Below are 17,045 nucleotides of genomic sequence, written 5' to 3' on the forward strand. Positions count from 1 at the left end.
TAGCAGTAGCAAATAAATTATTAAAACAGGCATTTGCTATCGCAAAAAGTGGTTTGCCTTATGATGAGAACTTTGTTTCAAAATTAGCTTAAAATTGCTTGTTTTTTAACTCAGTTCTTTGTTGGCATACGTTATTTTAGGAATGAAACAATTCTCATTCTATTCTGGTCGAAAAAGTGATGATTATTTTCATCATACTCAATCTCCTTAAGCTTTGTTTTCTTTTTTCTTTGAAACTCTCGTATACTAACTCTTCGTTTTTGTATTGTATGATTAGTATTGTTAATTCTATTAACTGTAGAAATAATGTAGTCAACAAAACACTCTCCCGCTTTTATTTGAGGCAATGTACTTTGGGCACTAGTTTTTAATTCAATTACTAAAGCATATAAACTACCTTCGAATTCGGAAAATATAATATAGTCACAAACCTTGCAAACCTTGCTATTTTGGTTGTTGAAGAAAGGAAAAATACCTCCTTTATATTCTTTACCTAGTTTTTTGTCAAACTCAAAAACTATTGATTTGCATCTGTCTTGAATTAAAGCAACTTTCATAGAAGCCTGTGGCTCTTCTAATAAGTTGTCATTTACTTTAAAAGCTGGATTTAACACATAATCTATTAAAGCTAGTTTACTCATTTCCTATGGTCATATTTGATTGAGTAAAATAACTCTTCTGAAACATCATTTAACTCCTCAACGGTTTGGTCAATAGTCAGTACATCAAAACCTGTTTCAGTTACTTCAATAGGGCTAATTGTAACATTGCGTGATGTTTTGTTTTTATAATTAAATAAGTACGCAGAAACTGTGTCATTTTTTAATTTTTCATCTTCGCTGTATCCTAGTTTAGCCGCAATTTTCTTTGTTCCGGTATTTTCAGAAGATGCCATTATTAGGTTGTTTATTTCTCTAATGATATAATCACTATGAGTGCTAATTAAAATACGAAAACCCTTATTAATTAATTTAGCAAAAACTCTTGTTAAATAAACTTGATTATTTGGATGAAGATTAAGTTCAGGTTCATCAATAATTATCATTTCATTTTTTGTAGCAATATGCTTTAAATAAAAAATTAAGCTTGAAAGTGTTTTAACAATTGAAGCAGATAAATGAATCGGAATTTTTTTGCTTTTAGCCTTGTTTGATGCAAATTGTACATCTCCATCTTTGTTAATAGTTACTTTTCCTTGAAGTAACTCACTTTCTATTTCTTCAGCAAATTCATAAAATTCTGTTCTAGTTTTGGAATAATTAAATAAATCTTCCGCAATCTCTAAACCATCCCTAATTGGCATTGGGTATCTCTTTGAACTTTTTAAAAGCCAGTGGAATGGATCTCTGTTGTTTGATTTAGTGCCTAATTCTTGTGCTCTTTCAAAAAACTCTTGTTTCTGAATTGATAATTCTTTACTAAAAGTGTAAATAGAATTTCTTTCAACTGGTAGAATATGACTAGAAGTAAAAGGATAAAAACCTATCAAAGAATATAATTTTGCATTTAAAAATAAATTCAACATCTCTATGTTGTCTTTAGAAACTGTTTTATTTTTTAATGAGAGTTTTATTGATTTAGTATTATTTTCTTTTTTTATTTTGATAGTAATGTTGTTAAGTTTTAGCTCATTTTCGAAATTCATTTTCAGAATACTATCGCTAAATTCATTTTTATTTTCGAGAATTTTAATAGAAAAATCTTTAAAAAGATTATTTGAAATTTCTTCTGAAATACCGTAAATACTATCTAAAGACTCCTTTATACTGTCTAATTCCTCATTTCGATAATTCCAAATATCATCTACCTTAATTTCAAATGTTGCGGATTGATTTTTTATTAATTCAGTAATTAAGTTACTCCTACCTTTACTTCTGAAATATTTTAAGCCAGATTTTGTTAAAGCATAAATTATAAAGGCAGCATAAGTCTTTCCAGAATTATTTGGTCCACAGAAAACGGTTAACTTCTTGTTAAGATTAATTTCCGCGTGCTTAATTGCTCCAAGATTTTCTATTTCAATTTTCATAATGCAAATATATGACAATCAATTTTAAGATATGGTGAGTTTTAATGTATGCCAACGTTGTTGGATATGGAAAGTTGTGTTTACGAGCAATGAAATTCCGAAGGAATTTCAGCAGTAAGTAAATAAACAACTTCCATTATCTAGACACTAAAGTAAACAATTTTTTATATGCTGTGTTGCCTACAGTTTTTAATTTTTACTTTTTATTGAGTTACAAGCTAATTCGGTTTGCGTCGTTGTTACGTCAGAGTGAATATCGGAAGATCGTATTCTTTACATTATAAGGCTAAAATTCTGAATTGGTTAACTGTGTACTTTACGTTAGCTAAAGACTATTAAAGCTGGCTTAAAATCAGTGGTTTTTATATTCGGTATTACACGTTTTGAATAGAGCGTTGCAATTGTAGGCAACTCGTTATATAGTAACTTTAATTACTTATATCCCGTAAATAAGCCGGGATATAGTAAGTTTTAAGTTACTGTTATCCTGTAAATATAATTTATTTTTTTAGAATAAAATATTAACAACACGAATTACCAGTGCTAATAAATCAGTCCTTAATTAATAATAACAATCCTGAAATTTCAAAATAGAACGTCCTTATTATAATATTCTACAAATTATATAAAACAAATACTTCCTAAAAGTTTTTTACTGTTAATAACTCCTATTAAATTAACAAGACTTTGATGTAATTTACCCGTGGATTTTTTAACTTTGTTTCACCGTAAGTTTGCACCTAAAATAAGCAAACCCAATCGTATCCATGGAGCACTTTGTAGTATCAGCACGTAAATACAGACCACAAACGTTTAAAGACGTTGTTGGTCAGCAGGCTATTACAAACACCTTATTAAATGCCATTGAAAACAATCATTTAGCACAAGGTTTATTGTTTACGGGTCCACGTGGTGTTGGTAAAACTACCTGTGCACGTATTTTGGCCAAAATGATTAATAGTGATGGTACGGAGAAAGCGGATGAGGATTTTGCTTTTAATATTTTTGAGCTAGATGCTGCCTCTAATAACTCGGTAGACGATATTAGAAACTTAACCGATCAAGTCCGCATTCCACCACAAGTCGGGAAATATAAAGTTTATATTATTGACGAGGTCCACATGTTATCTCAAGCGGCTTTTAATGCCTTTCTAAAAACATTAGAAGAACCACCAAAGCATTGCATCTTTATTTTAGCAACTACGGAAAAGCATAAAATTATACCAACCATTTTATCGCGTTGTCAGATTTTCGACTTTAAACGGATTACAGTTAAAGATGCCAAATCGTATTTAAAATATATTGCAGACGAACAAGGTATTACAGCTGAAGATGATGCCTTACACATCATTGCTCAAAAAGCCGATGGTGCTATGCGTGATGCCTTATCTATTTTTGATCGTGTGGTAAGTTTTTCAGGTAAAAATTTAACACGCCAAGCCGTTACTGAAAACCTAAACGTTCTTGATTACGAAACTTATTTTACGAGCACCGATTTAATTCTTGAAAATAAAATACCAGAATTACTTTTACAGTTTAATAGTATTTTAGCGAAAGGGTTTGATGGTCATCATTATATAGCAGGATTAGCATCTCACTTTAGAGATTTATTAGTTTGCCAAAATCCAAGTACGGTTGAATTACTAGAAGTAGGCGAAGAAACGCAAGTCAAATATTTAGAACAATCGCGAAAAGCAAGCCAGGCACTTTTATTTGAAGGTATAGAACTAGCTAACGATTGCGATCTGAAATACAAGTCCAGTAAAAACCAACGATTACTCGTTGAACTCTGCCTTATGCAACTTGCCTCTATCACTTTCGATGGAGAAAAAAAAAATTCTAAAAACTTTATAATTCCACCGAGTTACTTTGCGAAGATTGGCATCAAGCCAATTCCAGTAAGCAAACAAGCTGTAGCCAGCAATCCACCAACTCCACCAACCAAAGCTGAACCGGTTTCTGTTGAAAATAAAACAACCAATCAACCCGTTCATAAAGTTGAAGAAACGCGACCAGTCCTTACATTGGACGCTAAAAAGAAAACAACGTCTGGATTATCTTTAAAAAGTATTCGTGCTAAAAAAGAACATCAAATCCGGCAAATGGATGTCGTTATAGATGAAACGGATTTGCCGAAGGATTCTTTTACCGAAGAACAACTTATAGCGGTTTGGAATGTATTTGTAAAGGAATTGGAAGCGACTGGGAAATTCAATTTGGCCTCTATATTATCCATTGATGTTCCTAAAGTAAAAGGAAATGCCATTCAATTGGAGTTCCCGAATGCAACCAATAAACTAGAAGTGGAAAGGGAATCATATGATTTGTTGAGCTATATTAGAAAAGAGCTGAATAATTACGATATCCATTTAGACATTTCCATTAACGAAGAAATGGAAAAGCAATATGCTTATACCACGGAAGAGCAGTTTGAAAAACTCAAAGAAAAAAACCCAGCTATTGATGTTTTGAAAAAAACTTTTGGGTTAGATTTTTAAATTCTTATGAAACATGTAAGTCTATTTATATTAGTTGCTATTGCCATGGTTTTTGCAGCTTGTGATGGTCGTGATCGCTTGCATAAAACACCACAAGAAATTCTACATGAATCCGAGTTATTAGATTCATTTTCTGAAACCATAAGCTATGTACCAGAAACCTATGCAGAGGTTAAAACAGATACCCTTCTAGCCAACGGTTTCCATATAAAAATTAGAATCTATACGGATATGGAACGTTCAGTTTTGGATACTACAAAAACAGACTCGATAATTTCCAAAACCTATTATCGCGACATTAAAAGTCAGGTAATTGTATTTAAAGAAGACCAGGAAATTTTTAATAAAACTATTGATAAATCATTCTTTACAGACACATTTGCTCATCATGAAGCAGATTTAAAAAGGATGACACTACAATCTGCGCACGTAAATCAACTACCCAATGCGCCGTCAACCGAAACTGATGCTGTACAAATAGCCTTTTATTACGTGCATATAAGCCGCGATTTAAAAAAACAATACCAATTACAAATTCAACCAAACGGCGAATTTGATATAACTAATTTTGAAAATTAAGTCATGCTAGGATTAAAATTACCAACAGACCCACGCTGGGTAAATATTGTAGAAAAGAATATTGAAGATATATTAACGGATCATGCTTACTGCGAGCAAAAAGCAGCAAGTACAGCCATTTCGCTTATTGTTGGTTTTCCAGAATACACGGAATTAGTGCAGGAAATGATTGCGTTGGTTAAAGAAGAAATTAGTCATTTTAAAATGGTTCACGATCGGATTTTAGATCATGGATGGACTTTGGGTCGTGACCGTAAGGATGAATATGTTTTAAAATTAATTACCTTTTTCCCTAAAGGAGGCAGTCGTACCACACAATTAGTTCACAGATTATTATATGCTGCTTTAATTGAAGCTAGAAGTTGTGAACGTTTCCGTTTGCTTTCGGAAGAATTAGAAGATAAAGAATTGGCAGAATTTTACCGCAAATTAATGGTGAGTGAAGCCAATCATTATACCATGTTTTTAGGTTTTGCCAGACAATATGGTGACCGTAAGGAAGTTGATAAAAAATGGAATGATTTATTAGATTTTGAAGCCGAAATAATGAAGGATTTAAGTAACTCTGAAACTATTCACGGTTAAAACAAAAAACTCCAATACTAAAAAGCATTGGAGTTTTTAAAAAATATAATTGGTTAATTAGTTAAATTTTCACACCAATACCTATTTGGATGTTGGTATTTTTAGCTTCTAAATTAGCTGGATTATCATCTAAAATATTAGTGACACCATAGTGGTATCTTGCATCAATAAAGAATTCATCTGTAATCATGAATTCTAAAGCACCAACACCTGAAAAGCTAAAGTTTCTGTAGCCATCTTCAAACTCATGAATTTTAACACCTACTAATGGACCTGCTCCAAGTGATAATCTATCGCCAATTCTGAATTTTAGTAAAATAGGCGCCTGAATATAATCTACGCGTAAACTTCTATCCTTAGCACCTTCGGCAGAAAACTGAATTTCTGGAGCTAATGCTATTGATGCTGATAAATCATATTCACCAAAGAAACCAATGGCAAAACCATTACGGTGTTGATTATCAAAAGTGGCATCTGGTTCAAAATCTAAATTTGAAACATTTATGCCTGCACGCACACCATACATGGCGTTTTGCGCGTAAGAAACAGTTGCAATAATTACAAAAGCTATTAAGAGTACTTGTTTTTTCATGATTATAAAAGTTTTAATGCGGTCTTAAAATTGATTTAGTTCTAGCGAATATAAATTATTTTATTAAATATAATATAATAAAAAGACAAACTGCATGTTTTTTACTGTGTATTGCTCGAAACCGTATCATAATAGATACTTTTAATAATTCCGTCTGCCAAACCAATTTTTGGCACATAAATATCCTTGGCACCACACCATTTCATTGCAGATAAATAAATACGGGTTGCAGGAATAATAACATCGGCCCGATCTTGATTTAAATCGAGTTCTGAAATACGTTCTTCATAAGAATACGTTTGCAACATATTATAATAAGACGTTAAATAGAAATAGGTTAAAGGCTTTCCTATAGCTTTACCCGAAATTTTAAATATCTTATTAATGTTTCCACCAGTACCCAAAACATCTATTTTTTCAAAAGCTTGGGTATGGGTTTTAATCCACTGCTCCAATTCGTTCCAGGTTTCATTTTTAACAATGTCATTTAATAAACGAACCGTTCCAATTTTAAAAGAACGCGAGGTTATAGATTCCCCATTATGAATTACTGTAAACTCCGTACTACCACCACCAACATCTACATATAAATAGGTTTTGTTAGCATCAATGTAGGAATTTAAATCGGTTGCCGCGATAATTGCAGCTTCTTCTTCCCCATTAATGGTATCGATTTTAATTTCGGTATTGTTAAAAATACGATTCGTAATTTTATCACCATTACTAGCTTCTCGCATCGCTGATGTGGCACATGCTTTATACTTAACCACGTTATGAGATTTCATAAGGAGTTTAAATGCCTGCATGGTATCTAATAATCGTTCGCCATTGTGTTTTGAAATTTTACCTTTCATAAACACATCCGAACCTAAACGAATTGGAACACGAACCAGCGAGCTTTTTTTAAAGCGTGTAGGTTTTCCTTTTTCTTCAATAATATTGGCTATCAGCAACCGAACGGCATTGGAACCAATATCTATTGCTGCATATTTTTTAATGGTTAGCATGCTAACTTTTTAATTTGTTTAAATAATACTCATATATAGCGAATTGCGCACGAACTATAGGTTCTTTCTTTTCTTTATACTGATTATTTTGCGTTTCGTTTAGAATCCGTGCTTTAACATTTGCACTCCAAAAAATACCGAAATTGTCTAATAATTCCTGCTTAATGTCTTCATCATAAATTGGACAACTAACCTCTACTCTATTTTCAATATTTCTAGTCATTAAATCAGCCGATGAAATGTAGATTTGTGCATCATCATCAGGACCAAAAATATATAGTCTAGAATGCTCTAAAAACTTATCTACAATGCTTATTACCTCTATGTTTTCACTCATATTTGGCACACCAGGAATTAAGCAACAAATACCACGAACAACCATTTGAATTTTAACACCTGCCCGACTGGCTTCATATAATTTATCCACCATTTTATAACTAGATAAACTATTCATTTTAAACCGAATTTGAGCTGGCTTTCCTAAAGATGCGTTGATAATCTGCCCATTAATAAGTCGGAAAAATGCTTTTTCCGTGTAATGAGGGGACGTAATAATATGCTTATAGCGGTATATTTTATAATTAATTTCAAAGAAACTAAAGACTTTATTAATGTCCTTTAAAATTTTCTGATTGGCCGTAAATAAGGTGTAATCCGTATAAATTTTGGCGGTAGATTCATTAAAATTGCCTGTGCTAACAAATCCGTAGCGTTTAATTTTATGTTCTTCTTCACGCTCTATGACACACATTTTACTATGCACCTTTAAGCCTTGAACACCAAAAATTAAATGCACACCCTCATTTTGCATTTGCTGGGCATAATCAATATTGGCTTGCTCATCAAAACGCGCTTGAATTTCAATGGAAACCGTTACTTTTTTACCGTTTTTGGCAGCATTGATTAAGGAACTGGCTACGTGCGAAATTTGAGCTAATCGGTAAATAGTAATTTTAATAGTAGATACTTTAGGATCTAAAGCCGCTTCACGTAAAAACTTAACAATGTATGAAAACGTGTGATATGGTGTGTGAATTAAAAAGTCTTTATGCGCTATGGATTTAAAAATACTTTCTTGAAAACTCAACCCTTTTACAGGTAATGCTTCAATTTTGGAATACAGTAAATCCGTACGTCCTAAACTAGGGAAATCCATATAGTCCCGACGGTTGTGGTAACGACCACCTGGAATTTTACTATCTGTAGATTCAATATTCATTTTATCCATTAAATAGGATAAGGTAACTTGATCTATAGTTTTATCATAAACAAACCGGACGGGTTCTCCTATTTGACGATGTTTAACACTATCTGATATTTTTTCAATAAAACTTTTACTTAAATCACTTTCCAAATCTAACTCTCCATCTCGTGTAATTTTTATCATGTGAGCCGAAATAACATCGTAGTCAAAAATATCGAAGATCTCATCCAAACAGTAACGCAATAAATCGTCTAGCATGATAATATAGTTTTTATCATCCTGTTTTGGTAAAACCACAAAACGATCCATAGATTTTGAAATTTCAATAAGTGCATATTGATTTTCATTATCTTTCATACTCAACTTAACAGCTAAATATGCCGCACTATCTTTTAGGTTTGGAAGTTCTACAGAATCACTTAAAATAATAGTCACCAAAGCAGGACTAACCTTTTGATGAAAGTAATTTTTTATAAATTCGTGTTGAGACGGTTGGATGGATTTTTCATTAATAATGAAAATATTTTCATCCTCTAGTTGCTTATGAATTTTACTTAAAATTTCTAAACTATCACTCTGTTGCTTAATAACTATTTGGGTGATAATATCTAATAACTCATTGGCTTTTATACCACCAAGTTCACTTTTACCCCCTTTTCCAGCTTCTACAATGCGTTTTACAGTAGCGTAACGTACTTTAAAGAACTCGTCTAAATTATTAGAAAAAATACCTAAAAATCGGAGTCGTTCAATTAGCGGAACGGTTTTATCATCAGCTTCTTGTAACACCCGATCATTAAACTGTAGCCAGCTAACTTCTCTATTTATATAACGATTTTCTTGTACTTGTTTAGCCATTAAAATTTTTTAGTTATGTTACAAATATATTGTATTGTATGGAATTTTTGGGTATTAATAATTCGTTAAATTGTTAATTATAGGGTTTGAAATTTATTGTCTTAAGTCCTTCGGAAAAATAATCCGACTGGTATCTCCAGAAGTTATTTTTTGCCAAGAATCACAATTAAAAATAATAGTTACCAAACCACATGTTGGTACATTTTCTATCCGTTCACTTCCAAATGCATTTACAAAATTGGTAATGGCATCATTATGTCCAAATACCATAAGACTATTTATTTCATCTGGACAATTTTTAATATGAAAGGTGAGGTATTCACCTGAAAAATCATATAACTCATGATTAAAATGGCAAATTTCTGAAGGTATATTTAAGGTTTTTATAAAAATTTCAGCAGTGCTTTGCGCTCTCACAGCATTACTAGACCATAATAAATCGGGACAAAAATTAGTGGTTTTTAAGTGGTTAGAAACGTTGTTAGCATCTGTTAACCCGCGCATTTTTAATGGTCGAAGATGATCTGGAAGATTAAGTTTCCAGGATGATTTGGCGTGTCGTACTAATGTGAGAGTTTTCATATATTATCGTTTAAAAGTAATTTTTATCGTTTAAGTGTTGCTTAAATCAGACAAATGACTTACATTGCACCAGAATTTAAAATTAAACGCTATTAATCAACCTAAAATTACATGAAAAGATTGACCTATATCCATCCAATATCCTAATTTTTTAGAACACAGCATTCGGTTATTCTCAAAAAGTACTGTCGATTAATTATATCTATTTATCGACTAAGTGTTTAGCGGAATCCTTTAATCGAATTTATAAGTGATTTAACATTTTTTTTTGATTGATTGATTTAATCGCATTTTATTTGTGATGTAAGCTATTAATCAAGATGATCCCAAATCAAACTAAAAAACTTAATCCATTCGCATGCAAGCATGCTCTTCCCTCAATATTTTTTAGAACAATAAATGTATTGTTGAGCCCTAAAAAGGTTTAACTACTATTTATACGATTTAATTGAACTGATTTTATAGCTTTTGAAAACCAATAAGTTAAAGAATTAATATATCAATAATTATGAAAAATAGAATGAACATGACGTTAACAACCGTAGTAATGGTGTGTGCGTTATTAGTTGTTTTCACAAGTAGCAGTTTTGCTCAAGAAAACCCTATCTATCAACTCCCTGATAATACGGACAGCCAAAGTATGTCTAGAACATCAACGCGAGTTACAACGTATCCAGAAGATTTGCTCTATGATTTGGAACCTTCTGTTTATATTAAAAACAATCAGATAATTGAAGTTACTGAAGGCCAAAAGCCAAAAGTAGTAAAGCTAAAAGACACTAATTCATTCAACATATTAAGTTCAGACAATGACTTATTTAAGCGTGTTGAAATGATAACTATCAATATTAAATCGGCTTCAGATTTAATACGTCCTTTTAATGTAGATAACATTAGAGGTTTTGGTAGTCTAAAATATATTTACTTGAAATGTGAATCTTCAGTTACTGAAAGTCAAATACGAAATTTCATCCAACAAGCGGATTCGGAAATTAGTATTTTCTACAAAATATTTAACCGTTCATAAATTTGGTATTAGCTTAATTTAAAGTTACAAAAATGGAAAACTTATACACCTCAAAAACCAAGAACTATAAAACGCAAACTCAATTTGCGTTAGCTGTATTTATGCTATTGGCAGCTACTTTTTATAGTTATAGTCAAGTGCGCGTAAATTTTGAACCTCGAACGTCCATCTACACGCCATCCAAAACTATTTATAATGTAAAGGGAGATTTTACCATGATGGGTAACACCAACCTAACATTAGCTACCTATGGTGATAACACCAATAACGGTGGAAATGATATGAAGTATGTGGATATTGACAACGACGTTAATACCTTGAATTCGTCATCGGCTACTTTACAATTTTCTCAAGAAAACAACGCTATTCCAGAATGCTCTAATGTGGTGTATGCAGGCTTATATTGGTCTGGCCGAGCTGGCTCAAGCAATACATTTACCGTAACGAAGAGCGTGCCAAATGGTAATTTTATAACGCAAACTATTAATACAACCGATATAATTTATAGTAATGAAAGTATTGACAATACGGACTACTCATTAAATATTTCTAGTTCTGGTGGTACTTACAGGTATACATTTACTACAACAGGATCCGGGAATAAGGTAGAGTTTATTTACAGAACTTCTGGAAATAATGAAACCCTACATGTTTCCGTAAATAATGGTCCAGAGTCTGCGGTGTCTACAAGTTCAATTAATGATGACAACGCTTATTTAAGCGCACCATACCAAGTATTTTCAGATTCAAATTATACGTTGGAGGTTACAAGATTAAGATTAAATTGGACAGATAGAGCTTATGTGAATGTTAATTACACTGAAACAATTCCTGCTTTAACGACTATTACCAAAAATTATGACAAGCGTAAGGTTTCCATAAAAGGTCCAACAGCGGGAAGTTATACGCAATTAACAGCGAATGCAACCGATATTTATTACCCAACAAGTTCAGATGACTACATGTATTCCGCCTATGCTGAAATTACAGATTATGTAAGAACTAATGGATTAGGAGAATATTTTGTTGCCGATTTAGCTTTGAGAGAAGGTGATCCTGACGGTACGGGTTACTATGGTGGCTGGGGAATGGTTGTAGTTTACGAAAACACAAAAATGAAATGGCGTGATGTGACCGTTTTTGACGGTCATGCTTATGTTGTTTCTGGTAACAATAATCAATACACTATTGGTGTAAATGGCTTTAACTCCACGCAAAATGGCGATGTTAATGTAAAGTTAGGTGTTATGGGTGGTGAAGGCGATGTTGGTTTTTCCGGTGATACATTCCAAATTGAAAATAGAAACTCAGGAACTTATACCTCATTAAGTCATTCTGGAAATAATACTAATAACTTTTTTAAATCTTCTATCAACACGGGAGGAAATCCTAGAAACCCACAATTATTGAATAACACTGGTGTTGATATTAGTATGTTTGATATTAATAATACGAACAATGCTATTATAAATAATAATCAAACCAGTACGTCATTTAAATACTTTACCAATGGCGATACATATTCCATATATAATGTAACATTTGCGGTTGATGCCTATATTCCAGAATCTGAAGGAATACTATCTGCAAATTCAATTAATGGTGTAGCCGTTGGTAGTGGTAACTTAACAGTTCAACCGGGCGATACTATTGAGTATGGTGTTGAAATTAGAAACCGTGGAACAGAAGCTATTACTAATGGTCGCTTGGTTATTCCAATACCATTTACATCTTCTTTTGTACCAGGAAGTATCTCTTATAATGAATACAATCCTTTATTTCAGTCTTCACCTCCTTATTTTGATCCTAATGAAGGTGCTACAGGAGCTGTTGTTTGGGATATGGCATTTATTCCATTAAACCCGTTGAACTTGGCCGAACTAATGGCTGATATTTCATTTGAAATTACATCAACAACAGACTGTTCTATTTTAGTTAACAATAATTGTACACCAAAAATTGTAATAGTTGGTGGTAATATTTCAGGTACGGGTAATGTTTCGCAAACAAATTATTCATTGCCATTAATACAAGGTTATCAAGAAGCTGGTGTATGTCAAGGGGAACCTAATACTGCTCCTATTGAAATTGATATCGATTCGGAACAATATATTTTAGATAATTGTACAGGTGTATCGGTTCAACGAGATTTCTTTTATTGTAGTTTTGAAGGTAATACAATTCCTGTTTCTGAAGTGTCTGGAAACTTTCCTCCAGGAACACAGTATTACGATTCATTTCCTATTACACCATCTACAATACAGTACAATCAGAATAACCCATTCCCAGCCACAATAGGTGTATCTACTTATTACGCTATCCCTCCAGGTCAAGGCGGTTGTAATTATATTTTTACCATTGAAGTGAATGATATTTTAACAACACCAACAACTAGTAATGTAACCTATTGTTTAGGAGAAACCGCTTTACCATTAACGGCTACAACTTCTGAATCTAATTACATATTATTATATTATACTAATAATAACCCGGCTACGCCTGGTCAAGTGTCTATAACACCATCTACAAGTACTGCTGGTGTTTTCACATATTATGTATCTGAAGGACCAAGTAATTCCTGTACAGGAGAACGTACACCAATTACGGTCACAGTACTTGATCCTATTACAATAACGTTAGATAGTGTAACAAATACAGGATGCTCTGGAAATGATGTTGGAGCAATTAATATTTCTGTATCTGGTGGAACTGGAAATTATACCTACACTTGGGATGATGCTTCAAATTCAAGCACACAGGATCTCAATGGACTACCTGCTGGAACATATACTGTAACAGTAAATGATGTCGATGCTAATTGTTCTGCTACTGATAGTTTTGAAATTATTGTTGAAGATACAGCTCCACCTACAATTACAGCCCCAACCGATGTAAGTTTAGAAGGTTGTGCGGCTGAAGATATTACAAATGGAGGTTTAACAGCTTTGGCTTTTTCTGAAACCGAGGTTACTATAACTGAAGCTGAATATTTAGCAGAAGGTGGTACTTTTTTAGAAGATAATGTGGCTAGTATTACATATCAAGATATTGCAACAGGCTCATGCCCTATTACAATAAAAAGAAATTTTACAATCACAGACAATTGTGAGCAATCGGCAGCGGCAATTCAAACCTTTACTATTACCTCACCTGCCGTTGTAGTGAATACACCTGATAATGCTACAGCTGATGCTTGCGATTATGCAAGTCAAGCGGAAGTTGATACGGCTTTCAATACCTGGTTAAGCGGTTTTACCGTTTCTGGTGGCTGTAATGCAATTGGTGATTACGGAACGCCTACGGCTCCACTTTTATGTGAAGGTGGGACTACAACAGTAACATATACAATTACGGATCTTTGTAATCCGTCTACTATTGAGAGAACATTCTCTATCACAGCGCCTGAAGCCGTTGTAGTGAATACACCTGATAATGCTACAGCTGATGCTTGCGATTATGCAAGTCAAGCGGAAGTTGATACAGCCTTCAATACCTGGTTAAACGGTTTTACCGTTTCTGGTGGCTGTAATGCAACTGGTGATTACGGAACGCCTACGGCTCCACTTTTATGTGAAGGTGGTACTACAACAGTAACATATACCATTTCAGATCTTTGTAATCCGTCTACTATTGAGAGAACATTCTCTATCACAGCACCTGAAGCCGTTGTAGTGAATACACCTGATAATGCTACAGCTGATGCTTGCGATTATGCAAGTCAAGCGGAAGTTGATACAGCTTTCAATACCTGGTTAAACGGTTTTACCGTTTCTGGTGGCTGTAATGCAACTGGTGATTACGGAACGCCTACGGCTCCACTTTTATGTGAAGGTGGTACTACAACAGTAACATATATCATTTCGGATCTTTGTAATCCGTCTACTATTGAGAGAACATTCTCTATCACAGCGCCTGATGCCGTTGTAATGAATACACCTGATAATGCTACAGCTGATGCTTGCGATTATGCCAGTCAAGCGGAAGTTGATACGGCTTTCAATACCTGGTTAAACGGTTTTACCGTTTCTGGTGGCTGTAATGCAACTGGTGATTACGGAACGCCTACGGCTCCACTTTTATGTGAAGGTGGGACTACAACAGTAACATATACAATTACGGATCTTTGTAATCCGTCTACTATTGAGAGAACATTCTCTATCACAGCGCCTGATGCCGTTGTAGTGAATACACCTGATAATGCAACCGCTGATGCTTGCATTTATGCAACTCAAGCGGAAGTTGATGCTGCTTTCAATACCTGGTTAAACGGTTTTAGTGTCTCTGGTGGTTGTAATGCAACTGGCGATTACGGAACGCCTACGGCTCCTCTTTTATGTGAAGGTGGTACTACAACAGTAACTTATACTGTTACAGATGTGTGTAATACATCGTCTGTAGAAAGAACATTCTCTATCACAGCGCCTGAAGCCGTTGTAGTGAATACACCTGATAATGCTACAGCTGATGCTTGCGATTATGCAAGTCAAGCGGAAGTTGATACAGCTTTCAATACCTGGTTAAACGGATTTACCGTTTCTGGTGGCTGTAATGCAACTGGTGATTACGGAACGCCTACGGCTCCACTTTTATGTGAAGGTGGTACTACAACAGTAACATATACCATTTCGGATCTTTGTAATCCGTCGACAGTAGAAAGAACATTCTCTATCACAGCGCCTGAAGCCGTTGTAGTGAATACACCTGATAATGCTACAGCTGATGCTTGCGATTATGCAAGTCAAGCGGAAGTTGATACAGCCTTCAATACCTGGTTAAACGGTTTTACCGTTTCTGGTGGCTGTAATGCAACTGGTGATTACGGAACGCCTACGGCTCCACTTTTATGTGAAGGTGGTACTACAACAGTAACATATACAATTACGGATCTTTGTAATCCGTCTACTATTGAGAGAACATTCTCTATCACAGCGCCTGAAGCCGTTGTAGTGAATACACCTGATAATGCTACAGCTGATGCTTGCGATTATGCAAGTCAAGCGGAAGTTGATGCTGCTTTCAATACGTGGTTAAACGGTTTTAGTGTCTCTGGTGGTTGTAATGCAACTGGTGATTACGGAACGCCTACGGCTCCACTTTTATGTGAAGGTGGTACTACAACAGTAACATATACCATTTCGGATCTTTGTAATCCGTCTACTATTGAGAGAACATTCTCTATTACAGCACCTGAAGCTTTAGTTATTACAAATGCTGCTACAAATATTGATATTGAATGTGATGGTACTGGAAACAATGGCGCGATTCAAGAATGGTTAGATAATCATGGTTATGCAACAGTTTCAGATAATTGCTCGGAAGTAACGTGGACAAATAATTATGGTGGTGTTAGCTCTGATTGTGCTAACCCAATTGAAGTAACTTTCACAGCTACTGATGCCTGTGGAAACTTTGTTACTACTACGGCTTCTTATTCAATTATTGATACTGTTAATCCAGTAATTACCGTTGAGGCATCGCCACTAACAGTTGAGTGTGATGGTAATGGGAATACTGCTGATTTAACGGATTGGTTAGAAAGGAATGGTGGTGCTTCGGCAACAGATGATTGTTCTGCTATTTCTTGGTCTCACAACTATACAGGTCTATCAGATGATTGCGGAGCAACAGGGTCTGCTTCTGTAACTTTTACGGCCACAGATGCTTGTGGAAATACAAGCACGACAATGGCTATCTTTACTATTGAGGATACCACGGCTCCTGTATTAGATGCAGCTCCTGCTGATATTACTGTAGAATGTGATGCTGTTCCTACAGCGTCTGCTACCGATTTAGCGGCAACGGATAATTGTGATGCTGACATTATAGTAACCTATTTAGAAGAAAGAGCGAATGGTAATTGCGACTCTAACTATACATTAACGAGAACTTGGACGGCTACTGATAGTTGTGGGAACACCGCTTCAGAGGTACAAGTTATTACGGTTCAAGATACTACGGCTCCTGTATTAGATGCAGCTCCTGCTGATATTACTGTAGAATGTGATGCTGTTCCTACAGCGTCTGCTACCGATTTAGCGGCAACGGATAATTGTGATGCTGACATTATAGTAACCTATTTAGAAG

General features: G+C 34.3%; 11 protein-coding genes. 5 read left to right on the forward strand and 6 right to left on the reverse strand.

Going from position 1 to position 17,045, the window contains the following annotated elements:
* Positions 1 to 131: 131 nt before the first annotated feature.
* Both ACFPH8_RS10575 and ACFPH8_RS10580 read right to left on the reverse strand, forming a co-directional pair.
* Positions 132 to 641, reverse strand: a complete 510-nt coding sequence (locus ACFPH8_RS10575) for a hypothetical protein (protein ID WP_376860804.1) — start codon at positions 639 to 641, stop codon at positions 132 to 134.
* Positions 638 to 2,029 (reverse strand): AAA family ATPase, encoded by a 1,392-nt coding sequence (locus tag ACFPH8_RS10580; protein ID WP_376860806.1) that lies wholly within the window; start codon positions 2,027 to 2,029, stop codon positions 638 to 640. Before ACFPH8_RS10580 ends, ACFPH8_RS10575 begins: the two co-directional genes overlap by 4 nt.
* 767 nt (positions 2,030 to 2,796) lie before the next feature.
* Between ACFPH8_RS10580 and ACFPH8_RS10585 the strand changes: the two genes are divergently transcribed.
* From ACFPH8_RS10585 to ACFPH8_RS10595, 3 genes are read left to right on the forward strand one after another with little or no spacing between them, the layout of a single operon-like run.
* The gene (locus ACFPH8_RS10585; protein ID WP_376860808.1) at positions 2,797 to 4,527 is read left to right on the forward strand and encodes a DNA polymerase III subunit gamma/tau; all 1,731 of its coding nucleotides are present in this window, start codon (positions 2,797 to 2,799) and stop codon (positions 4,525 to 4,527) included.
* Between the two features lie 6 nt (positions 4,528 to 4,533).
* A complete protein-coding gene (locus ACFPH8_RS10590) occupies positions 4,534 to 5,106 on the forward strand; it encodes a hypothetical protein (RefSeq protein WP_376860810.1) in 573 nt (190 codons plus the stop codon).
* Positions 5,107 to 5,109: 3 nt separating this feature from the next.
* Positions 5,110 to 5,691 carry a MiaE family protein gene (locus ACFPH8_RS10595; protein ID WP_376860812.1) on the forward strand — a complete coding sequence of 194 codons (582 nt, stop codon included), beginning with the start codon at positions 5,110 to 5,112 and terminating at the stop codon, positions 5,689 to 5,691.
* Positions 5,692 to 5,752: 61 nt separating this feature from the next.
* Here the strand turns inward: ACFPH8_RS10595 and ACFPH8_RS10600 are convergent, their stop codons facing one another.
* The 4 genes from ACFPH8_RS10600 to ACFPH8_RS10615 form a co-directional block, all read right to left on the reverse strand.
* Positions 5,753 to 6,283 carry a porin family protein gene (locus ACFPH8_RS10600; RefSeq protein ID WP_248399220.1) on the reverse strand — a complete coding sequence of 177 codons (531 nt, stop codon included), beginning with the start codon at positions 6,281 to 6,283 and terminating at the stop codon, positions 5,753 to 5,755.
* Positions 6,284 to 6,384: 101 nt separating this feature from the next.
* Positions 6,385 to 7,290 carry a Ppx/GppA phosphatase family protein gene (locus tag ACFPH8_RS10605; protein WP_248399218.1) on the reverse strand — a complete coding sequence of 302 codons (906 nt, stop codon included), beginning with the start codon at positions 7,288 to 7,290 and terminating at the stop codon, positions 6,385 to 6,387.
* A gap of 1 nt (position 7,291) precedes the next feature.
* Entirely contained in the window at positions 7,292 to 9,352 is a 2,061-nt protein-coding gene (gene ppk1, locus ACFPH8_RS10610) for a polyphosphate kinase 1 (RefSeq protein WP_376860815.1), read from the reverse strand.
* Between the two features lie 93 nt (positions 9,353 to 9,445).
* On the reverse strand, positions 9,446 to 9,934 hold the full coding sequence (locus ACFPH8_RS10615; RefSeq protein WP_376860817.1) for a SixA phosphatase family protein: 489 nt from the start codon (positions 9,932 to 9,934) through the stop codon (positions 9,446 to 9,448).
* A 526-nt stretch (positions 9,935 to 10,460) separates the two neighbouring features.
* Between ACFPH8_RS10615 and ACFPH8_RS10620 the strand changes: the two genes are divergently transcribed.
* Both ACFPH8_RS10620 and ACFPH8_RS10625 read left to right on the forward strand, forming a co-directional pair.
* The gene (locus ACFPH8_RS10620; RefSeq protein ID WP_376860819.1) at positions 10,461 to 10,961 is read left to right on the forward strand and encodes a hypothetical protein; all 501 of its coding nucleotides are present in this window, start codon (positions 10,461 to 10,463) and stop codon (positions 10,959 to 10,961) included.
* A 32-nt stretch (positions 10,962 to 10,993) separates the two neighbouring features.
* The coding region (locus ACFPH8_RS10625) for an HYR-like domain-containing protein (protein WP_376860821.1) at positions 10,994 to 17,045 on the forward strand (6,052 nt) is incomplete at its 3' end.

This window comes from Bizionia hallyeonensis, assembly GCF_042657385.1.
Taxonomy (GTDB): Bacteria; Bacteroidota; Bacteroidia; order Flavobacteriales; family Flavobacteriaceae; genus Algorimicrobium; species Algorimicrobium hallyeonense.